Consider the following 21,850-nt stretch of genomic DNA (forward strand, 5'->3'; position numbering starts at 1 on the left):
CGCCGGCTGTCGTGGGCCGGCTCAGGTCTGCGTGTGGACACACTAGCGGGTGACAGCGCTTGTGGGAGCGCATTCATCTGCTTGTGACGACGGGCGTGGACTCAACGCATGTCGATGAAGCCCTCGGCGACGGCGGCCGGCCCGACGACGATGATCGTGTCGCCCCTGCTCAGCACCGTCTCGCCGGTGGCGTGGCCCCAGCTGCCGTCCGGCTGACGCACCGCGACGACGTTGAGGTTGTGCTTCTTGCGGAAGCCGACCTTGTCCAGCGGCTTGCCGGTCATGAGCACCGGCGCCTGGGCGGTCACCATCGCGAAGCCGCCGCCGAGGTCGAGGTAGTCCGCGATCGTGCCCCGCAGGAGGTGCGCGACCTTCCGGCCCATCTCGCTCTCCGGGTAGACGACGTGGTGCACGCCCAGCTGGGTGAGGATCTGCCCGTGCGCCGCGGTGATCGCCTTGGCCCACACGTGCGGGACGTTGAGGCGCAGCAGCCACGAGCTGGCGAGGATCGAGGCCTCCATGCTCGAGCCGATCGCCACCACGGCGTGGGTGAAGTCGGCGACTCCGAGCTGACGGAGCACCTCCTCGCGGGAGGCGTCGGCCCGGACCACCTGCGTGAGCCGGCCGTTGAAGTCCTGGACGATCGTCTCGTCGGTGTCGACGCCGAGGACGTCGACGCCCGACTCGGCCAGCTCCAGGGCCAGCGCCTGGCCGAAGCGGCCCAGACCGATGACGACGACGGAGTCGCCCCGCCCGAGCGCGGTGATCGCGCGGCGGCGGGGACGGAGGTGCTCAGCCAATGAGGGGTCGCTCCTTCGGCAGTTCGTACAGGCGGGTGCGGGGTCGCAGCGCCAGGGCGGTCGCCAGCGTGACGGGTCCGACCCGGCCGGCGAACATGATGACGACGAGCAGCAGCTGCCCGCCGTCGGGCAGGAGGTGGGTGATCCCGGTGGACAGGCCCACCGTGCCGAACGCGGAGACCACCTCGAAGAGGATCTGGTCCAGCGTGAACTCGGTGGTGATGAGCAGCGCCCACGTGCCACCCATGACGACGGCGACGCCCAGGCTGAGCACCGTGATGGCCTGGCGGTGCACCGCGCGGGAGAGGCGCTTGCCGAAGACCGTCACCGCGCCCTCGCCCCGGATCTCGGCGAGGACGATGGCGACGAGGACGGCCGCCGTCGTGATCTTGATGCCGCCGGCCGTGCCGGCGGGGCCCGCGCCGACGAACATGAGCACGTCGTGTGCGAACCACGTCTGGGTGTTCATCTCGGCGACGTCCACGGTGTTGAAACCGGCTGTGCGCGCGACGACGGCGGCGAAGAACCCGGCGAGCAGCTTCGCCGGGGCGTCGAGCGGGCCGAGGGTGCCGGGGTTGTCCCACTCGAGGGCGGTGACCGTCACCGTGGCGCCGACGAGGAGGACGGCCGTGCCCACGAGGACGATGCGGGTGTTCATGCCCCAGAGCCGGGGCACTCGCGCGTGGCGGCTGAGCTCGAGGAAGACGGGGAACCCGATCCCGCCGAGGATGACGGCGACGGCGACCGGCAGGCACACCCACGGGTCGGCCACGAAGGCCATGAGGTTGTCGGAGTAGAGCGCGAAGCCGGCGTTGTTGAAGGCCGAGCCCGCATGGAAGACCCCGTGCCACAGGGCGCGCCCGGGCGGGTAGTCGTGGGTGAGGGCCAGGCGCGCCGCGAGGATCGCGGCGGTGGCGGCCTGGACGGTGAGAGCGATCGTGGCGACACCGACGACGACGCCGCGCAGGTCGTGCGCGCTCGGGGTCCCGATCGACGCACTCGTCACCAGCCGGGTCCGCAGCCCGAGCCGGTGGACGAGGATGAGACCGAGCAGCGAGGCGAAGGTCATGAGCCCGAGCCCGCCGAGCTCGATGAGCAGGAAGATGACGACGTGCCCGAAGGTGCTCCAGTGCGTCTGCGTGTCGACGACGACGAGCCCGGTGACCGAGACCGCCGAGCCGGCCGTGAAGAGTGCCTCGACGAGGCTGGCACGACCACCGGCGGCCTCGGTGACGGAGACGGGAAGCAGGAGGAGGACGGTCCCGACCGCGAGGGCGGCGGCGTAGGCCGCGACGATCGCCTCTGCGGGGTGCGCCGCACGCAGGCGCCGGAAGGAAGGCCGTGAGCGGCCCGTGAGTGGCACGCGAGGACTGTAGACCCGCCCGGCCCCCTTCGCCTACACGACGCGAGGTGGTGTTCCCACCGCCCGCCGACCTCGCTAGCGTGGCGGCCACCCACCCACCCGAACGAGGAGGCCGCCCGTGAGGATCACCCGCCTGACCACCGTCTTCGACGCCGCCGACATCGCCGCGGAGAGCCGCTTCTGGGCGGGGGTCCTCGGCGGCACCGTCACCGTCACCGCCGACGACTGGCACAAGGTCGTGGTCGACGGCGCCGTGCCCGTCTCCGTCCAGCTCGCGCCCGACCACGTCCCGCCGCAGTGGCCCGACGGCAACCCCCAGCAGGTGCACCTCGACCTGTGGGTGGAGGACTTCCCCGAGGCGCACGAGCACGTCATGTCGGTGGGCGCCCAGCTCCTGCAGGAGGCGCAGTACCCGGACGACGACGAGGACTTCCAGGTGTACGCGAGCCCGGCCGGCCACCCCTTCTGCCTGTGCTTCTCACGGGCGGCGTCATGAGGGACGCCAAGGAGACGCTCCACGAGTACCTGCAGCGGGCCCGTGAGGCGTTGCTGTGGAAGCTCGAGGGCCTCCCGGAGCGGGACCTGCGCTGGCCGCACACGCCCACGGGCACCAACCTGCTCGGGCTCGTCAAGCACCTCACCGGCATCGAGCTCGGGTACTTCGGTGACACCTTCGGCCGCCCGAGCCCGGTGGACCTGCCGTGGATGAGCGACGACGCCGAGGACAACGCGGACATGTGGGCGACGGCGGAGGAGTCGGTCGAGGACGTCGTCGCCGGCTACCGCCAGGCGTGGGCGCACGCCGACGCCACCATCGCCGGGCTCGACCTCGACTCACCCGGGCGCGTGCCGTGGTGGGGCGAGGACGAGGTCACCCTCCACCACATCCTCGTCCACGTCATCGCCGAGACCTCCCGGCACATCGGTCACGCCGACATCGTCCGCGAGCAGATCGACGGCGCCGCCGGCCTGCGGGTGGGGGCGGCGAACCTCCCCGGCCGGGGCGAGCGGTGGTGGACCGAGTACGTCGAGCACCTGAAGGAGGTCGCCGACGGCGCTCGATAGGCTGGGGGCACCATGACCGAGAACCCCGCTCCCGCCCTTGCCGACGACGGCGCCCGCTCCGGCGCCGTCCGTGTCCGCTTCTGCCCCTCGCCGACCGGGACCCCGCACGTCGGGCTCATCCGCACGGCGCTGTTCAACTGGGCCTACGCGCGCCACGTGGGCGGGACCTTCGTGTTCCGGATCGAGGACACCGACGCCGCCCGTGACTCCGAGGAGAGCTACGAGCAGCTCCTCGACGCGATGCGCTGGCTCGGGCTGGACTGGGACGAGGGCGTGGAGGTCGGTGGGCCGCACGAGCCCTACCGGCAGTCGCAGCGCATGGACCTCTACGCCGATGTCGCCGAGCGGCTGCTCGAGGCGGGGCACGCCTACGAGTCCTTCTCCACCCCCGAGGAGATCGAGGCGCGCCACCGCGCCGCGGGCCGCGACCCGAAGCTCGGCTACGACGGCTACGACCGCGAGCTCACCGAGGAGCAGAAGGCCGCCTTCCGCGCCGAGGGCCGCGAGCCGGTGCTCCGCATCCGGATGCCCGACGAGGACGTGGCGTTCACCGACGTCGTGCGCGGTGAGATCAGCTTCAAGGCCGGCTCGGTTCCCGACTTCGTCATCGTCCGTGCCAACGGCCAGCCGCTGTACACGCTCGTCAACCCCGTGGACGACGCCCTGATGAACATCACCCACGTGCTGCGCGGTGAGGACCTCCTGTCCTCCACCCCGCGCCAGGTTGTGCTCTACCGGGCGCTGCTCGACATCGGCGTCGCCTCGGTCATGCCGCAGTTCGGGCACCTGCCCTACGTCATGGGGGAGGGCAACAAGAAGCTGTCCAAGCGCGACCCGGAGTCCAACCTCTTCCTCCACCGCGAGCGGGGCTTCACCCCCGAGGGTCTGCTCAACTACCTCGCGCTGCTCGGCTGGGCGATCTCCCCGGACAACGACATCTTCAGCCGTGAGGAGATGGTCGCGGCCTTCGACGTCGCCGACGTCAACCCCAACCCGGCCCGCTTCGACCTCAAGAAGGCCGAGGCCATCAACGCGACCCATCTGCGTCTGCTCCCGGCGGAGGACTTCCGCGCACGGCTCGTGCCGTACCTGCGCGACGCCGGCGTGGTCCCGGCCGGGTCCTACGACGAGCTGACCGCGGAGCAGCAGGCGCTGCTCACCGCCGCGGCCCCGCTCGTCCAGGAGCGCATGACGCTGCTCGGCGAGGCGCCGGGGATGCTCGGCTTCCTCTTCGTCGCCGACGACGCCGTGGCCGTGGAGGAGGACGCGCGCGGTGCCCTGCGCCCCGAGGCCGCCGACGTGCTCGACCGCTCGATCGCGGTCCTCGAGGGCCTGGAGGACTTCTCCCCGGAGGCCCAGCAGGAGGCGCTCAAGGCGGTGCTCGTCGAGGAGATGGGCATCAAGCCGCGCTTCGCCTACGCGCCGCTGCGCGTGGCCATCACCGGGCGGCGCGTGTCGCCGCCGCTGTTCGAGTCGATGGAGATCCTCGGCAAGGACGCGTCCCTCACGCGCCTGCGCGCCCTCCGGGCCAGCCTCTGACGTATCCCCGGCGCCCGCGCCGGGACCACACCTCTCGGCGGGTCGCGGCGAGCGGCCGGTCGCACTCGGCCTCGAGCTGCTCACGAGTCGTCCCGTTCTCCGCCCGCTCGTCCGAAGGGCCGGTTCTCGTCCTGCGGGGGTAGCAGACCCCGCATCGTCTCGACTGCCGGCCGCTTGCTGTTCACCGACGGTTCCCTCAACTCCGCCTCCCGGTTCACCACCGGTTCCTAGCGTCCGAGGCGCCCGCACACCGCGGGCACGAATCGAGTCGAGAGTGAGCATCCCCATGGATCACCGACCTTGCGGCCTGACCCGCCGCGGTCTGATCGCCACCGGAGTCGTCGCTGCCCTCGTCGGCACGGCCGCCGCTGCAAGCGCCGCCCCCGAGGACACGCCGACCGTCCCCGAGAACGTCATCGTCTTCATCGGTGACGGCATGGGTTACAACCACGTCGCCAGCACCAACCTCTACGAGACCGGGCAGGCCCGCTACCAGGTCCTCAGCGGCCCCGACGGCAAGATCCGCACGCTCCCGGGCGAGGCCGTCCAGGTCTACGAGGACTGGGCGCTGACCAACATGGCCACCTTCCAGCACGGCAACTCCTACGACGCCGGGAAGGCGTGGACGGACTTCCAGTACATCAACGGGCCGGCCACCGACTCCGCCGCCGCGGGCACCGCGATGGCCACCGGCGTCAAGACGACGAACGGCGCCACCGGCCTGGACCACGAGGGCAACCGGGTGGAGAACCTCACCGAGCGCGCGATCGCCACCGGCCGCGCCGCCGGCGTCGTCTCCTCGGTGCCCTTCAGCCACGCCACCCCCGCCTCGTACGTCGCGCACAACGCCGACCGCAACGACTACCAGGGCATCGCCACCGAGATGATCGGCAGCGACGTCGACGTCATCCTCGGCGCCGGGCACCCGGAGTTCACCGACTCCGGTGAACGTCGCGCGGAGGCCTCCTACGGCTACATCTCCGAGAGCGACCTCGCCCGCGTGCAGGACGGGCAGGCCGGCTTCGACTACATCGAGGAGAAGGCCGACTTCGAGGCGCTCGCCGCCGGGGAGGACGTCCCCGAGCGCGTCTTCGGTCTCGCCCAGGTCGCCTCGACCCTGCAGCAGGGCCGCGCCGCCGACGGCGAGGAGACCGCCCCCTACGACACGCCGCTCAACGACAACGTCCCGTCCCTGGAGACGATGACGGCGGGCGCGCTCAACGTCCTCGAGCAGGACGAGGACGGCCTCTTCCTCATGGTCGAGGGTGGCGCCATCGACTGGACCGGCCACGCCAACGACACGGCGCGCAACATCGAGGAGACGCAGGACTTCAACGCGTCCGTCGAGGCCGCCGTCGAGTGGGTCGAGTCCGAGGACACCGACGCCAGCTGGGACAACACCCTCATCATCGTCACCGCCGACCACGAGACCGGCTACCTCGCCGGCGCCGGCTCGGACCCGGGCTGGACGCCGATGGAGGGGACCGCCGGCGAGCTGCCGGACGTCGACTGGTACTCCGGCAGCCACACCAACCAGCTCGTGCCGGTCTTCGCCAAGGGCGTGGGCCTGGAGACGCTCTTCGCCCGCGCCACCGGCACCGACCCGGTGCGCGGGGGCTACCTGGACAACACCGACCTCGCGAACTTCCTCCTCGACGACCTGTGGGCCACCCAGCCGTCCGAGGGCGGCATCGAGGTCGAGGCCGTGATCCCGAAGATCGGTGACGGCGAGGGCCCGGGCCTGCCCGGCACCCTCGTGCTCAGCGTGGCCGACGGCAAGGTCGAGCTCGGCGACCTCCGCCACGCCGGTGACCGCCTCCGCCTCGACGGCGCGCTGCCCACCGTGTCCGTCACCGACTCGCGCGCCGAGGCCGCCGGCTGGTCCGTCTCCGGCCAGGCCTCCGCACTGGTCTCCGACGGCGAGCGCACCATCCGCGCCGGGCACCTCGGCTGGACGCCCGGCCTCGTGGAGAGGCAGGCCGGCGTCACCGCCGGTGAGCGCGTGCGCACGGTGATGTCCGGCGGTACGGGCCTCGCCGCCGCGCAGACCCTCGCGTCCGCGGACGCCGAGGGCCGCATCGGCACCGCGGTGCTCGACGCGGACCTCGAGCTCGAGGTACCGGTCGACACCCGCGACGGCGCCTACGCCGGGTCGCTGACCGTGACCCTCTTCCCGGTCGACTGACCACACCACCACACTGCCGTGCCCGCCGGGGCGCTCCACCGGCGGGGCCGGCGCGGCCCCGTCGAAGGACCCGCGCAGGACCCACCTACGCGCCACCGTGGCGAGCATCCTGCTCGCCCTCCCGGCCGCCGTCGTCGTCCTCCCGACGGCGCTGCCCACCGACGTCGTCCCCTCCGACGACGTGCCGGCCACCGACTCCCGTGACGCGACCGGCGTCGTGCCCGGCACCGCGGACCAGGTGACCTTCGGGATCGCGCCCGCCGGGCCCGACGGCGCCGACGGGCGCGTCTCCTTCCGGCTCGAGCTGGAGCCGGGAGCGAGCCACACCGACCACGTCGAGGTGGCGAACTACTCGGAGGAACCCATCACGCTCGCGCTCCTCGCCTCGGACGGCACCGTGACCGCGGGCGGGAACTTCGACGTGCTCCCCAGCGACGTCGCGCCCGAGGCGGCCGGCTCGTGGGTCGAGATCGAGGACGCGGTCGTGCTCGAGCCGATGGGCAGCGCGGTCGTGCCCTTCACGGTCACCGTGCCGGAGGACGCGACGCCCGGTGACCAGCCCGCCGGGATCGTCGCCTCGCTGCGTTCCGTGGGCACCGACGAGGAGGGCAGCTCGGTCGCGCTCGACTCGCGCGCCGGTGCACGGCTGCACCTGCGGGTGGCCGGGGACATCGTGCCGGCGCTCGGGGTGGCGGACCTGCGCGCCGAGTACCGGCCGTCGTGGAACCCCTTCGCGCCCGGGACGGTGGACCTGTCGTGGACGGTGGAGAACGAGGGCAACGTGCGGCTGGGGGCGGCGCAGGTCGCACGCGTGACCGGGCTGCTCGGGCTCGGGGGCGGGGAGGTCGCCGTCGACGGGCCGCGCGAGGTCCTGCCGGGCCGGTCCGCGACGCAGACCGCGTCGGTCCCGGCCTGGCCGACGTTCCGGCTCGGCGCCGAGGTGGGCGTGACACCGGTGGTCGTGGGGAGCGACGAGGTCCCCGGGGAGCTGCTGGCCGCTGTCGGGACGGTCTCGCTGTGGGCGCTGCCGTGGGCGCAGCTCGCGGTCCTCGTGCTCGTGGCGGGGCTCGGGGTGCTCGTGGCGGTCCGCCGCCGGCGTGCCCGGGCGCGGCTGGAGGCGGCGGTCGCCGCCGCCCGCGCCGAGGCCGCCCGCGAGCTCGTGACCACCGCCACCTGACCGCGGGGACTGCCGAGGCCGCTGCCCCGGGCGGGGCGCACTACGGTATGGACGGCCGCGATTCGGAAGGAACCGAGATGACGCACTCCAGCCCCACGACCGACACCCGCCCGGGCAGCGTCGACTACCGCCGTGCCCAGCGCGCCGAGCTGCTGCGCTTCGCCGCCGCCGCGCGCTGCGACCTCGGCTTCGGGTACCTCGACGAGCACGGTGCGGTGGACCCGTCCACGGTCGAGCTGTGGATCGCCTGCCGGATGACGCACGTGTTCAGCCTCGGCGTCCTCGCCGACGAGGAGCCCGCCCTCCGCGGCCCCGACCGTGAGGAGCTCGTGGCGCTCGCCGCCCACGGCGTGCGCGCCCTCCGCGGACCGCTGCACGACGACGAGCACGGCGGCTGGTTCGCCGCCGTCACCGCCGACGGCCCGTCGGACACGACGAAGCAGGCCTACGGCCACGCCTTCGTCGTCCTCGCGGCGAGCTCTGCTCTCGCAGCGGGCGTCGACGGCGCCGAGGAGCTGCTCGACCTCGCGCTCGCCGGCCAGGACGAGCACTTCTGGGACGAGGAGGCCGGGCTCGTCGTCGACGAGTGGGACCGTGCGTGGACCACGCTGGACCCCTACCGCGGCATCAACGCGAACATGCACAGCGTCGAGGCCTACCTCGCCGCCGGTGACGTCACCGGCGACGCCCGCTGGCACCAGCGTGCCGGGCGGATCTCCGCGCACGTCGCCACCTGGGCGCGCGAGAACGGCTGGCGCATCCCCGAGCACTTCGCCACCGACTGGACCCCGCTGCTCGAGCACAACCGCGACCGCCCGGCCGACCCGTTCAAGCCTTACGGCGCCACCGTGGGTCACGGTCTGGAGTGGGCGCGTCTCCTCCTCGCCGTCGATGCGACGCTCGGCACGGACGCCCCGGCCGGCCTGCCCGAGGCCGCCGTGGCGCTCGCGGCGCAGGCTGTGGCCGACGGGTGGGACGCCGACGGCGCGGAGGGCTTCGTCTACACGACCGACTGGTCGGGAGAGCCCGTGGTCAGGGCGCGGATGCACTGGGTCGTCACCGAGGCCATCGCGACGTCCACCGTGCTGGAGCGCGTGACGGGTGACACCGCCCACGCCGCCGACCTCGAGCGCTGGTGGGGGTACGCCGACTCCTACCTCGTCGACCACGAGGGCGGCTCCTGGCACCACGAGCTCGACCCCGCCAACCGCCCGGCGGCGGGGACGTGGGAGGGCAGGCCGGACGTGTACCACGCCTACCAGGCCGCGCTCATGGCCGACGTCCCGCTCACCCCGTCCTTCGCCTCCGCCCTGGGCGAGGGCGCCCTGCGCCGAGCCTGACCGTCCGGTCGCACCCTGCTCCCGAAAGTGCAGCGCGGCGCAGTGCTGCCGGGGCGCGACTGACGCCGAGTGCCGAGCCGACGCTCCGCCGTCACGGTGGGGGCGCCGTCGGCCTGGTCCACCTGGCGTGGCTCGGGCCGCTGGCCCATACGTCATACGCAAAACACCACTGTCGTGTGTCGAGGTGTGCGCGAGTGCCAGCATGTGCCACCGAGTTGTGCGCATGACCTGGCCTAAATTGAGTGGGTTGTAGTTTTACGCAAAACCCACTTCTCTGGAGACCACTCGGTCGAAGGAGACAGCGATGGTGGTCAAGGGACGACGCGCGACGCAGGCGGATGTCGCACGCCTCGCGGGCGTCAGTCAGACGACCGTGTCGATGGTGCTCAACGGCACCGGCGCCGCCCAGCGCCGGGTCAGCGCCGAGGTGCGCGAGCGTGTCCTCGAGGCGATCGCCGTCACCGGCTACTCCGCCAACCCCAGCGCGCAGCTGCTCGCGGGCGGCCGCAGCTCGATCGTCGGCGTCTACACCTACGAGCCCGTCTTCCCGCACTCGGGCGGTGACTTCTACTACCCCTTCCTCGAGGGGATCGAGGACGAGGCCGAGCGCTCCGGGGTCGACCTCCTCATGTTCACCTCGATGTCCGGCCGCTCCGGCAAGAGCCTCGTCTCCACCGGCCGCGTCGGGCGGCTGCGGGTGGCCGACGGCTGCGTCCTCCTCGGGCGCCGCAGCTACCCCGAGGACCTCGCCGAGCTCCTGCGCCAGGACTTCCCCTTCGCGTTCGTCGGCCGGCGCGAGGCGCCCGAGGGCCAGGCGCCCTACGCGGCCGCCGCCTACGGCGAGGCGACCCGCGCCGTCGTCGAGCGGCTCGTGGACCTCGGCCACGAGCGCATCGTCCTCGTCAACGAGTTCACCGGCCACGAGTCCATCGAGGACCGCTCCCGCGGCTACCGCGAGGCGATGACCGCCGCCGGGCTCCAGCCGGTCACCTTCGACGCCCCGGACCTCGAGTCGGGCGCCTTCCTCGACACCCTCCAGGGCGCGGGCGTCACGGCCGCGCTCGTCACCTCCGACCTCGCCGCCCCGCTGCGCCGGGCCGCCCTGGCCCGCGGTCTCGACGTCCCCCGGGACCTGTCGATCGCCCGGCTGGGCGACCCGGAGCGCCCCGACGGCGAGGACGTCGACTGGAGCGGCTTCCTCATCCCGCGCTGGGAGATGGGCGCCCACGCCCTGCGCATCGTCCTGTGCCAGCTCGCGGCCGACCCGGCTGCCGCCGGCGACCTCCAGGTGAGCATCCCCTGCACCCTCGTCCCCGGGGCGACCGTCGCCCCACGTCAGTAGCCGGGCACCCGGCCAGAAGAAAGGCACACACTGGTGGAACTACGCACCCAGGTCCTCGTCGTCGGCGGCGGGCTCGGCGGGGTGGCGGGCGCGCTCGGCGCGCTGCGCCACGGCGCGACCGTCATCCTCACCGAGGAGTTCGGCTGGCTCGGTGGCCAGTCCACCTCCCAGGCCGTCCCGCCGGACGAGCACCCGTGGATCGAGGACTTCGGCTGCACGTCCTCCTACCGCCGCTTCCGCGACGGCATCCGTGACTACTACCGACGCAGCTACCCGCTCAAGGAGGCCGCGCGCCGCAAGAGCGACCTCAACCCGGGCGCCGGCTGGGTGAGCAAGTTGTGCCACGAGCCCCGCGTGGCCGTTGCCGTCATCGACGAGATGCTCGCCCCCTACGTCTCCGGCGGACAGCTGCGCGTCCTCATGCACCGCCGCCCCGTCTCCTGCGAGACCGAGGGCGACGCGATCCGCTCCGTCACCCTCGAGGACCTCCGCACGGGCGAGCTCACGACGGTCGGCGCCGAGTACGTCCTCGACGCGACCGAGACCGGTGACCTCCTGCCGCTGTCCGGCACCGAGTACGTCACCGGCTTCGAGTCCTCCGCCGAGACGGGGGAGCCGAGCGCGCCGGCCGAGGCGCAGCCGGACAACATCCAGGCCGTGTCGGTCTGCTTCGCCGTCGACCACATCGACGGCGAGGACCACACGATCGAGCGTCCCGCCCAGTACGACCACTGGCGCTCGGTCCGCCCCGACTTCTGGGGCGGGAACCTCCTCAGCTGGACCGCCCCGCACCCGCGGACCCTGGAGATCACCGAGCGGCACTTCGCGCCCAACCCCGGCGACGAGCCGCTGTCCGTGTTCGCCGACCAGAGCCTCAACCCCGGTGACGGCAACCTGTGGACCTTCCGCCGCATCGCGGCGAAGGACCTCTTCGAGCCCGGCACCTATCCCAGCGACATCACGCTCGTGAACTGGCCGAGCATCGACTACTTCGAGGGGCCGGTCATCGACGTCCCCGAGGACGTCGTCGCCGCCCGGCTCGAGGACGCCCGCCAGCTCAGCCTCTCGATGCTCTACTGGATGCAGACCGAGGCCCCACGCCCCGACGGCGGGGCCGGCTGGCCCGGGCTGCGCCTGCGCCCGGACGTCATGGGCACCGAGGACGGTCTGGCGATGGCCCCCTACCACCGGGAGGGACGCCGCATCCGCGCGCTCGAGACGATCCGGGAGCAGGACGTCTCCCTCGCCGTCCGCGGGGACGCCGGCTCGCGCCGCTACCCCGACAGCGTCGGCGTGGGCATGTACCGCATCGACCTGCACCCCTCGACCGGGGGCGACAACTACGTCGACGTCGGCTCTGCACCCTTCGAGATCCCGCTCGGCGCCCTCGTCCCGCAGCGGGTGACCAACCTGCTCGCGGCGGCGAAGAACATCGGCACCACCCACATCACCAACGGCTGCTACCGGCTGCACCCGGTGGAGTGGAACATCGGGGAGGTCGCGGGCGTGCTCGCTGCCACGTCGATCACCGACCGCACCACCCCGCACCAGGTCCACGGCGACCCCGCCCTCGTGCACCAGCTGCGCTCTCGCCTCCTCGCCGACGGCGTGGAGCTCCACTGGCCGGACGGCGTCTATGGGTACTGACCCGGCACCCGCCCAGCCCCTCCACCGACGCCGTCCGGCGCTCGGCACCACCCCTGATGAAGGAGACAAGATGGTTCACCGTCGAACTCTGGTTCCTGCCCTCGCCGTCCTGTGCGTCGGCTCCCTCGCCGCATGCGGCGGCGACGCCGACGGCGACGGCACGGCCGCCACGCCCGACTCGCCCGTCGACCTTCGGATGACCGTCTGGACCGCCGACGAGAGCCAGCTCGCGCTCTTCGACGAGATCGCCGCCGACTACGTCGACGAGCACCCGGACACCGTCGCGAGCGTGACCTTCGAGCCGCTGCCCTTCGAGGACTACACGACGACACTCACCACCCAGCTGGCGGGCGGCAACGCCCCGGACCTCGCGTGGATCTTCGAGAGCTCGGCACCGGAGTTCGTCGAGAGCGGTGCGCTCACCGACATCCGGCCCACCCTCGAGGGCGAGGAGGGCTACCAGTTCGACGACCTCCTCGACTCCGCGCTGTCCCTGTGGTCGGACGGGGACGGCGTCTACGCCTACCCCTTCTCCAACTCCCCGTTCGTCATGTTCGTCAACACCGACCGTGTCGCGGAGTCCGGGCAGGAGAACCCGGCCGAGCTGCTCGCCGCGGGGGAGTGGACCTACGACGCCGCCCGCGACATCTCGGCGGCCAGCGCGGAGGAGCTCGGCGGCGCAGGGCTCGTCGTGCGCGACTTCGACTACGCCGGCTGGGGCAACCTCGCCACGGTGTGGGACGGCTGGGACGCCACGCCGTGGTCCGAGGACGGGACGCAGTGCACCTTCACCGAGCCCGAGATGGTCGAGGCGATGACGTGGTTCCACGACGCCGCCTTCGAGCAGGCCGCCATGCCCGGCCCCGGCACGAGCAGCGACTTCTTCGCCGGTGACGTGACGATGACCATCACGCAGATCTCCCGGGCCGCCTCGCTCGACGGGTCCTTCGAGTGGGACGTCGTCCCGCTGCCCGCCGGCCCCGCCGGCCAGCAGGACGTCATCGGCCAGGCCGGCATCGGCGTCCTCGCCAACTCCGAGAACCCCGAGATCGCGGCGGACTTCCTCGCCTACTTCACCAGCCCGGAGAGCGCCGAGAAGCTCGCCGCCTACTTCCCGCCGCCGCGGGAGTCCCTCCTCACCGTCGACGTGCTCGGCGACGCGAACCCGCTGCTGTCGCCCGAGCAGCTCGAGACCGCCGTCATCAGCAGCATCGTCGACGCCCAGGTGAAGCCGGCCCACCGCAACTTCGCCCAGCTCGACGCCGCGGTCCGCGGCGCCCTCGACGAGCTGTGGAGCCCGTCCGCCGACGTCGAGGCTGTCCTCGGCACCGTGTGCTCGGCCATCGAGCCTCTGCTCGAGAACTGATGGCCGTCCTCACCGGCACCCGGGCGGGCCGGCCGCGCCGGTCCGCCTGGCGGCGGCGCGACGCCGCCTGGGGCTACGCCTTCACCGCCCCCGTCATCGCGGGCAGTCTCCTGTTCGTCGTCGGGCCGCTGATCGCGGTGATCTGGTACTCGCTGCACGAGTGGAACGTCCTGGCGAACACCTTCACGTTCGCTGGCGCCGCCAACTACGAGCGGATGCTGCAGGACCAGGCGCTGCGCGACTCGCTCGTCGCGAGCCTCTGGTTCTCCGTCGGGGTCGTCGTGCTCAACATCAGCCTGGCGCTCGGCCTGGCGGTGCTCCTCAACCAGAAGCTGCCGGGGACGACCTTCTTCCGGGTCGCCTTCTTCTCACCGGTCGTCGTCTCCCTCGTCGCGTGGACGATCGTGTGGGGCTTCCTCCTCCAGGCCGACGGCGGGATCAACTCCGCGCTCGGCTCCGTCGGGGTGGACGGGCCGAACTGGCTGCGGGGCAGCGTGACGGCGATGGTCGCCGTCGTCGTCGTCCAAGTCTTCAAGAACGTCGGCCTCAACATGATCCTCTTCCTCTCCGCCCTCCAGGGCGTGCCGGAAGAGATCCAGGAGGCCGCGACCCTCGACGGTGCAGGCCCGTGGCGGCGCTTCCGCTCGATCGTCCTGCCGATGATCTCCCCGACGCTCCTGCTCGTCTCGATCCTCACGATCGTCGGCTCGCTGGAGACCTTCGCGCTCATCGACGTCCTCACCAAGGGCGGGCCGGGGAACACGACGACGGTGCTCGTCTACTACCTCTACCGCCAGGCCTTCGAGTTCAACCAGTTCGGCTACGCCAGTGCCGTCGCCGTCCTGCTCTTCGTCATCGTCCTGGCCCTCACGCTCGTGCAGTGGCAGACGAGAAAGCGGTGGGTGTTCCATGAAGTCTGACCTGGTCGACCAGGCCGTCGGCGAGACGACCTTCGCGCCCCCGCCCGACGCGACGCCACGACGGCCGCGGCCCCGACGCCGCCCCTGGCGCTGGGTGCTCGTCGTCGTCATGGCTCTGGCGTGCGTCCCCTTCCTCTTCCCCACGTGGTGGATGGCGACGTCGAGCATGAAGACGACGAGCGAGATCCTGCGGGTGCCGCCCACCCTGTGGCCGACCAGCCCCTCGCTCGAGCCCTACCGGCAGGTCTTCGAGCTGCAGCCCTTCGCGCAGCAGTACTGGAACAGCCTGTACATCGCGCTGCTCGTCACCCTGGGGACGATCCTCTTCTCCTCGATGGCGGGCTACGCCTTCGCCCGGGTGCGCTTCCCGGGGGCGAACTTCCTGTTCGTCCTCGTCCTCGTGGGGCTGCTCGTGCCGATCGAGGTGACGATCGTGCCGCTGTTCCGGATGGTCAACGCCATGGGACTCATCGACACGCACTGGCCACTCGTGGTCATCCCGATCCTCGGGGCGCCGAGCGTGCTCGCCACCTTCATCATGCGCCAGTTCTTCCTCGCCCTGCCGGCCGAGCTGGAGGAGGCGGGCCGGATGGACGGGCTCACCCGGTTCGGGATCTTCTGGCGGATCGCCTTCCCGCTCGCCCGCCCGGCCGTGGCCGCTGTCGCGATCTTCATGTTCCTCAAGTCCTGGAACATGTACCTCGAGCCGATCGTCTTCCTCTCCAGCCGAGAGAACTTCACCCTGCCGCAGGCGCTGACGCAGTACGTCGACGCGTACGGCGGCCCGATCTGGAACGTCCAGCTCGCGGCGACGACCCTCACGGTCGTGCCCGTGCTCGTCGTCTTCATCTTCGCTCAACGCCAGTTCATCCAGGGGCTGGCCCAGACCGGCCTCAAGGGCTGACCCCTTCCCGCCTTCCGAATCACGACGCTGTGAGGACCCATGACCGACCGACCCACCCGCCGCGGCACCGCTGCGCTCGCCACTGCCGCGCTCGCGACGGCCCTGCTCGCCGCGCCCGCCACCGCCGACGTGGCCGACGACGACCCCAGGCTCGTCGTCGTGCCGCTCGACGACCGCCCCGCCAACGTCTACTTCCCGACGATGACGGCGGCCAGCGCCGACGTCGACGTCGTCCTGCCGCCCGAGGACCTCGTCGGCACCTTCACCACGCCCGGTGACGGTGACGCCGTCGGGCAGTGGCTGCTCGACCAGGACGACGCCGACGGCTTCGTCGTGTCGGTGAGCATGCTCGCCTACGGCGGGCTCATCGCCTCGCGGACCGGCGTCGCCGCCACGGCGGCGGAGGCGCGCGAGCGCGTGTCGGTGCTCCGGGAGCTGCGCGAGCAGCGCCCGGGCACCCCGATCTACGTCTACGACACGATCCAGCGGTTGGCGCTCTCTGCTCTGGGAGAGAACGCCGAGCTGTACTACACGCTCATCCAGCAGTGGGCGATCCTCACCGACCGGGTGGAGAACCTCGGGCACGAGGAGCTGCGCGGTGACCTCGAGGAGGTCCGCGCGCAGATCCCTGACGACGTCCTCGCCGACTACGTGGCCGCGCGCGAGCGCAACCACGAGGTCAACCTCATGCTCGTCGAGTGGGCCGCCGAGGGCGTCGTCGACCACCTCGTGCTCGCGCAGGACGACGCCGCGCCCTACGGCCTGCACCGCGCCGAGCGCGAGCAGCTGCGCGCACTCGTGGAGGAGCTCGGCGCGCAGGACACCGTGCAGATCTTCCCGGGCGCCGACGAGGTCGACGCCACCCTCGTGAGCCGCTTCGTCCAGGGGCTCAACGGCACCAGCCCGGCCGTGGCGGTCGAGTACTCCGGCATCGACGGCGCCGACTGGGTCGCGCCGTTCGAGGACACGAGCTACGCGGAGAACATCGAGCGGCACGTCGTGGCGGCCGGGGGGACGGTCGTGGCGCAGGAGCCCGACATCTGGCTCCTGGTCAACACCCCCTCCGCCGACGACGGCGACCGGGCGACCGACCTGGACGCCTTCGTCGCCCGGGTGGCCGAGCTCGAGGAAGCGGGGGAGGACGTCATCGTCCTCGACGCGCTCGAGGTCAACCGGGCGGAGCGGGCGCTGACCGACCGGCTCGAGGAGTCGGTGGAGATCGCCTCGCTGCTGTCCTACTCGGCGTGGAACACGGCCGGCAACGCCCTCGGCATTGCGACGGGGCACGGCTTCGCGCGGTGGTCCTACCTCGAGGCAGGATCCGTGGGGGACTCCGTCGAGGAGCTCGTCGAGCAGGCCGAGGTGCACGTGAGCTACCTGCTCCACCGCTTCGTCCTCGACGACCGGTGGAAGAACGACGTCCAGACCGCTGCCTACGCCGAGGCGCAGGAGCGCGGGTGGAACGTCTTCGGCCTCACCGAGGAGCAGACCGAGGTGATGGAGGCCTTCGTCGTCGAGCGTCTTGTGCCGCTGACCGAGGAGTTCCACGCCGAGCACTTCGCCGGGCGCACCGCCGTGCTGGCCCCCGGCGCCGCGGACGCGACGATCGGAGAGCTCGTCTCCACGCACGTCGCGCTGCCGTGGCCGCGGCTGTTCGAGGCGGAGCTGGAGCCCCAGGTGCGGCTGGTCGCACCGGAGCCGGAGCCGGAGCCCACCGAGCCGACCGGTGAGCCGACGGAGGAGCCCACCGACGACCCGAGCGGGGAGCCGACGGCACCGGCACCCACCGAGCCCGGGACCGGGCCGGGCGGGACGGCGGCACCGTCCGCGCCGTCGTCGCCGTCCACGGATCGCCTGCCGGCGACGGGAGCGGCCACCTCCGCCGCGGCCGGGCTGGTCGGGGCGCTCCTCCTCGGGGGAGCGACGCTCCTCCTCGTGCGCCGGCGGTCCGCGCTCACCCGCTGACCTCGCTCGTCGTCCCTCGGCGCACGTCGGCGGGCAGCGAGCCCGGCACACCGTGGACCCCGCTGCTGATCCTGCTCCGGGCGGCTGAGACGTCAGCCGCGCCGAGCAGGATCAGCAGCGCGGAGGACCCGGCTGTCGGCGGCGGGTCTAGGCCGGCCGGGCGGCGGCAGCGGCCTTCGCAGCCGCGGGCAGGGCGTCGAGGACGCGGCTGACGGCGGCGTCGTCGTGCGCGGCGGAGAGGAACCACGCCTCGAAGACCGACGGCGGCAGGGCGACCCCGGCGTCGAGCATCGCGTGGAAGAACGGCGGGAAGCGGAAGGCGTCCTGCGCCTGGACGGCGGCGTAGTCCCGCACCGGCGCGGCGGCCGCCGCCTCGCCGAAGAAGACCGAGAACAGGCTGCCGGCCCGCTGGACCCGGTGGGGGACACCCTCGGCGTCGAGCGCGGCGCCCACGGCGTCGGCGACGGCACCGGCCGCCGAGTCCACCCGCGCGTAGACCGCGTCGTCGGCGAGCCGCAGGGTCGCCAGGCCGGCCGCCGTCCCCAGCGGGTTCCCCGAGAGCGTGCCCGCCTGGTAGACCGGGCCGAGGGGGCTGAGGAGGTCCATGAGCTCGGCCCGCCCGCCGACCGCGGCGAGCGGCATCCCGCCGCCGACGACCTTGCCGAAGGTAACGAGGTCCGGCTCCCAGGCGCGCGTGCCGCCGTCGCCGGCGGAGGCGCGCTCCAGGCCCCACCAGCCGGAGCGGTGGACGCGGAAGCCGGTGAGCACCTCGTCGAGGATGAGCAGCGCCCCGTGGGCCTCGGTCATCTGCCGCAGCAGCCCGTTGAAGCCGGCCTCGGGCGGCACGACGCCCATGTTGGCGGGGGCCGCCTCGGTGATGACCGCGGCGATCTCGTGCCCGCGCGCGGCGAAGACCTCGGTGAGCGCGGGGGCGTCGTTGTAGGGCAGGACGATTGTCTGGGCCGTCGTCGCCGCCGTCACCCCGGCCGACCCGGGCATGCCGAAGGTCGCCACCCCGGAGCCCGCCTCGGCGAGGAGCGCGTCGACGTGCCCGTGGTAGTGGCCGGCGAACTTCACGACGAGGTCGCGCCCCGTCGCCCCGCGGGCGAGCCGGATCGCCGTCATCGTCGCCTCGGTCCCGGTCGAGACGAGGCGCACCCGCTGGGCCGGGGGCACGCGCTCACGGATCACCTCGGCCAGCTCCACCTCCGCGACCGTCGGCGCCCCGAAGGACAGCCCGCGCGCCGCCGCCTGCTGGACGGCGTCGACGACCTCCGGGTGCGCGTGGCCGAGCAGCCCCGGCCCCCACGACATGACGAGGTCGACGTACTCGCGCCCCGCGACGTCGGTGACGTGCGGGCCGCGTGCGGCGGCGACGAAGCGGGGCACCCCGCCCACCGAGCCGTAGGCGCGCACCGGGGAGCTCACCCCGCCGGGGATGACGGCGCGCGCGGAGCTGAAGATCTCGTCCATCGGGTCGGTGGGCAGCATCGGGTTCCTTTGCGGGTGGGTGGTCAGCGCAGCCAGCCGGCGACCTCGGTCGCCCAGTACGTGAGGGTCAGGTCCGCGCCGGCGCGGCGGATGCCGAGCAGGGACTCCTCGATCGCGCGGCGCCGGTCGATCCAGCCCTGCGCCGCCGCGGCCTCGATCATCGCGTACTCCCCGGACACCTGGTAGGCGGCGACGGGCACGGGGGAGTGGGCGGCGACGTCGGACAGGACGTCGAGGTAGCTCATCGCGGGCTTGACCATGACGACGTCGGCGCCCTCGGCGAGGTCGAGCGTCGCCTCGCGCAGCCCCTCGCGGCGGTTGCCGGCGTCCATCTGGTAGGTACGGCGGTCACCCTGGAGCGCGGAGTCGACCGCGTCGCGGAAGGGCCCGTAGAAGGCCGAGGCGTACTTCGCGGAGTAGGCGAGGACCGCGACGTCGGTGTGCCCCGCGCCGTCGAGCGCGGCCCGCACCGCCGCGGTCTGCCCGTCCATCATCCCGGACAGCCCGAGCAGGTGGGCGCCGGTCTCCGCCTGCGCGAGGGCCATCTCGGCGTAGCGGTCGAGGGTCGCGTCGTTGTCGACGGTGCCGTCGGCGGTGAGCACGCCGCAGTGGCCGTGGTCGGTGAACTCGTCCAGGCACAGGTCGGACATGACGACGACGGCGTCCCCCACCTCCTCGACGAGCGCGCGCAGGCCGGCGTTGAGGATCCCGCCGGGGTCCGTGGCGCAGGACCCGACGGCGTCACGCGTGGCCGGGACGCCGAAGAGCATGAGCCCGCCGACCCCGGCCTCGGCGGCCTCGACCGCCGCGCGCCGCAGGGAGTCCATCGAGTGCTGGACGACACCCGGCATCGACGCGATCGGCGCGGGCTCCGCCTGGCCCTCCTTGACGAACATCGGCAGGACGAGGTCCGCGGCGTGCAGGCGGGTCTCCGCGACGAGCCGTCGCATCGCGGGGCTGCGGCGCAGGCGGCGCGGGCGGGCGGCGGGGAACTGGTGCGTCATGGGCGGGCTCCGGTGGTGAGGGCGTGCGCCGCGGCGGCGAGCAGGCCGGCGGTGGTCTGGTGGTCGGCGACGGCGTGCACCGGGAGCCCCGCGCGGCGGGCGGCGTCGGCGGTGCTCGCGCCGATCGCGCACAGCCGGGCGGGCACGGTGGTGCCGTAGAGGGCGGCGAAGGCGCTCGCGGTGCTCCCCGACGTGAGGACGACGACGTCGACGCCTCCGCCGTCGAGCATCGCGGCGACCGCGGGGTCGGGCTCCGTCACCGGCAGCGTCCGGTAGGCGACGACGTCCCGCACGTCCCAGCCGCGCTCCCGCAGGCCCGCGACGAGGGTGGGGGCGGCGATCTCCGAGCGGGGCACGAGGACGGTGCCGGTGCCCGCGGGCCAGACGGCGAGGAGGTCGGTGGCGCTCGAGCGCGCCGGCGGGACGAGGTCCGCCTCGACGCCGTGCGCGGCGAGGGCGGCGCCGGTCGCCCGGCCGACGACGGCGACGCGCGGGCGGGCGAGCAGCTGCGCCGTCGTCGTCCCCAGGGCCGCCGCGCGCTCGGCGAGGACGGCGACGGTGGTGGCGCTGGTGAGGGCGACCCAGTCGGCGGTGCCGGCGTCGCGGAGGGCGGCGTCGAGCGCGTCGGTGGGGGTGATCGTCTCGTGGCGGATGAGGTCGGCGGTGACGGTGCGGGCGCCCTGCTCCGCGGCGGCGCGGGCGAGGCGGTCGGCGGCGTCGGTGCTGGGCAGGAGCAGGGTGCGGCCGGCCAGGCTCACGCGGGCCGTCCGGTGATGCTCGCGGCCCCCGCCTCGAGAAGTGCGTGCGCGACGTCGGTGCCGAGGGTCTCGGCCGCAGCGAGCGAGGCGGCGTCGTCACCCGGGAGGGTGACGGTGGCGCGGTGGCTGAGGCGGCGGCTGCCGTCGTGCTCGACGACGGTCGCGTGCAGGTGCAGCGTCCCGTCCTCCAGGTGGGCGAGGGCGCCGAGCGGCGCCGCGCAGCCGGCCTCGAGGACGCGCAGGACGACGCGCTCGGCGGTGACGGCCAGGCGGGTGGCGTGGTCGTCGAGCCGCCGCAGGCCCGCGGCGAGCGGGTGCGCGGGGTCGGCGAGGTCCTCGCTGCGGCACTCGACGGCGAGGGCGCCCTGCCCGGGGGCGGGGACGACGACCTCGGGGTCGAGCGTGTCGGTGACGGCGCCGAGGCGGTCGACCCGGGCGAGGCCGGCGCGGGCGAGGACGACGGCGTCGAGGTCCCCGGGCTGCACGCGCCCGAGGCGCGTCTCGACGTTGCCGCGGATGTCGACGATGTCGAGGTCGGGACGGGCGGCGAGGAGCTGGGCGGCCCGGCGCGGGGAGCCGGTGCCGACGCGCGCTCCCTCGGGGAGGGTCTGCAGCGTCCAGCCGTCGCGGGCGCACAGGACGTCGCGGGAGTCGGCGCGCTCGGGCAGCGCGCCGATCGACAGGCCGGGCGTCGGCGCGGTGGGCAGGTCCTTGAGGGAGTGGACGGCGAGGTCGCACTCCCCGGCGAGCAGCGCCTCGCGCAGCGCCGCCGCGAAGACCCCGGTGCCGCCGAGGGTGGTGAGGGAGGCGCGGTTGCGGTCGCCCTCGGTGCGGATGCGGACGAGCTCGACCTCCCGGCCGGTCACCGCCTCCAGCGCCTTCGCCACGGTGGTGGACTGCGTGAGCGCCAGCGTCGAGGCGCGCGTGCCGAGCCGAAGAGGGGGAGGGGTCACCTCCCCAGTGTGCACACCCCGGGGAATCGAA

General features: G+C 73.2%; 18 protein-coding genes. 12 read left to right on the forward strand and 6 right to left on the reverse strand.

Features of this window, described 5'->3' with window-relative positions; genetic code table 11:
• Positions 1-101: 101 nt before the first annotated feature.
• Together GD632_RS08075 and GD632_RS08080 are read right to left on the reverse strand one after the other, a co-directional pair.
• A complete protein-coding gene (locus GD632_RS08075; RefSeq protein WP_226924746.1) occupies positions 102-800 on the reverse strand; it encodes a potassium channel family protein in 699 nt (232 codons plus the stop codon).
• Positions 793-2,163 carry a TrkH family potassium uptake protein gene (locus tag GD632_RS08080; protein ID WP_226924747.1) on the reverse strand — a complete coding sequence of 457 codons (1,371 nt, stop codon included), beginning with the start codon at positions 2,161-2,163 and terminating at the stop codon, positions 793-795. The genes GD632_RS08075 and GD632_RS08080 overlap by 8 nt, the downstream gene beginning before the upstream one ends.
• A 118-nt stretch (positions 2,164-2,281) precedes the next feature.
• Here GD632_RS08080 and GD632_RS08085 point away from each other — a divergent pair, with 118 nt between their 5' ends.
• The 12 genes from GD632_RS08085 (at position 2,282) to GD632_RS08140 (ending at position 17,613) form a co-directional block, all read left to right on the forward strand.
• Positions 2,282-2,659: a VOC family protein gene (locus GD632_RS08085; protein WP_152190774.1), complete on the forward strand. Its 378-nt coding sequence runs from the start codon at positions 2,282-2,284 to the stop codon at positions 2,657-2,659.
• Positions 2,656-3,228 carry a DinB family protein gene (locus GD632_RS08090; protein ID WP_152190776.1) on the forward strand — a complete coding sequence of 191 codons (573 nt, stop codon included), beginning with the start codon at positions 2,656-2,658 and terminating at the stop codon, positions 3,226-3,228. Before GD632_RS08085 ends, GD632_RS08090 begins: the two co-directional genes overlap by 4 nt.
• A gap of 12 nt (positions 3,229-3,240) precedes the next feature.
• A complete protein-coding gene (gltX, locus tag GD632_RS08095) occupies positions 3,241-4,767 on the forward strand; it encodes a glutamate--tRNA ligase (protein WP_152190779.1) in 1,527 nt (508 codons plus the stop codon).
• Positions 4,768-5,053: 286 nt separating this feature from the next.
• Complete coding sequence (locus GD632_RS08100) at positions 5,054-6,952, forward strand: alkaline phosphatase (protein WP_193311406.1); 1,899 nt, start codon at positions 5,054-5,056, stop codon at positions 6,950-6,952.
• Between the two features lie 97 nt (positions 6,953-7,049).
• Positions 7,050-8,129 carry a WxL protein peptidoglycan domain-containing protein gene (locus GD632_RS08105; protein ID WP_152190781.1) on the forward strand — a complete coding sequence of 360 codons (1,080 nt, stop codon included), beginning with the start codon at positions 7,050-7,052 and terminating at the stop codon, positions 8,127-8,129.
• Between the two features lie 77 nt (positions 8,130-8,206).
• Entirely contained in the window at positions 8,207-9,469 is a 1,263-nt protein-coding gene (locus GD632_RS08110; protein WP_152190783.1) for an AGE family epimerase/isomerase, read from the forward strand.
• A 304-nt stretch (positions 9,470-9,773) separates the two neighbouring features.
• Entirely contained in the window at positions 9,774-10,811 is a 1,038-nt protein-coding gene (locus GD632_RS08115) for a LacI family DNA-binding transcriptional regulator (RefSeq protein ID WP_152190785.1), read from the forward strand.
• A 30-nt stretch (positions 10,812-10,841) separates the two neighbouring features.
• On the forward strand, positions 10,842-12,458 hold the full coding sequence (locus tag GD632_RS08120; RefSeq protein WP_152190787.1) for an FAD-dependent oxidoreductase: 1,617 nt from the start codon (positions 10,842-10,844) through the stop codon (positions 12,456-12,458).
• Positions 12,459-12,528: 70 nt separating this feature from the next.
• On the forward strand, positions 12,529-13,824 hold the full coding sequence (locus tag GD632_RS08125) for an ABC transporter substrate-binding protein (protein WP_152190790.1): 1,296 nt from the start codon (positions 12,529-12,531) through the stop codon (positions 13,822-13,824).
• A complete protein-coding gene (locus tag GD632_RS08130) occupies positions 13,824-14,744 on the forward strand; it encodes a carbohydrate ABC transporter permease (RefSeq protein WP_152190792.1) in 921 nt (306 codons plus the stop codon). Before GD632_RS08125 ends, GD632_RS08130 begins: the two co-directional genes overlap by 1 nt.
• Before the next feature lie 109 nt (positions 14,745-14,853).
• A complete protein-coding gene (locus tag GD632_RS08135) occupies positions 14,854-15,648 on the forward strand; it encodes a carbohydrate ABC transporter permease (protein WP_452176648.1) in 795 nt (264 codons plus the stop codon).
• 39 nt (positions 15,649-15,687) lie between these two features.
• The gene (locus GD632_RS08140) at positions 15,688-17,613 is read left to right on the forward strand and encodes a DUF4127 family protein (RefSeq protein WP_152190797.1); all 1,926 of its coding nucleotides are present in this window, start codon (positions 15,688-15,690) and stop codon (positions 17,611-17,613) included.
• 147 nt (positions 17,614-17,760) lie between these two features.
• Here the strand turns inward: GD632_RS08140 and hemL are convergent, their stop codons facing one another.
• Genes hemL through hemC form a run of 4 tightly spaced genes read right to left on the reverse strand, consistent with a single transcriptional unit; the run spans position 17,761 to position 21,819 of the window.
• Positions 17,761-19,104, reverse strand: a complete 1,344-nt coding sequence (hemL, locus tag GD632_RS08145; RefSeq protein ID WP_152190799.1) for a glutamate-1-semialdehyde 2,1-aminomutase — start codon at positions 19,102-19,104, stop codon at positions 17,761-17,763.
• 23 nt (positions 19,105-19,127) lie between these two features.
• Positions 19,128-20,108 carry a porphobilinogen synthase gene (hemB, locus tag GD632_RS08150; RefSeq protein ID WP_152190801.1) on the reverse strand — a complete coding sequence of 327 codons (981 nt, stop codon included), beginning with the start codon at positions 20,106-20,108 and terminating at the stop codon, positions 19,128-19,130.
• Positions 20,105-20,866, reverse strand: a complete 762-nt coding sequence (locus GD632_RS08155; protein WP_152190803.1) for a uroporphyrinogen-III synthase — start codon at positions 20,864-20,866, stop codon at positions 20,105-20,107. The genes hemB and GD632_RS08155 overlap by 4 nt, the downstream gene beginning before the upstream one ends.
• A complete protein-coding gene (gene hemC, locus GD632_RS08160; protein WP_226924748.1) occupies positions 20,863-21,819 on the reverse strand; it encodes a hydroxymethylbilane synthase in 957 nt (318 codons plus the stop codon). Before hemC ends, GD632_RS08155 begins: the two co-directional genes overlap by 4 nt.
• Between the last annotated feature and the right edge of the window lie 31 nt (positions 21,820-21,850).

Origin of the sequence: Georgenia satyanarayanai (genome assembly GCF_009193135.1) — a bacterium.
Lineage (GTDB): Bacteria > Actinomycetota > Actinomycetes > Actinomycetales > Actinomycetaceae > Oceanitalea > Oceanitalea satyanarayanai.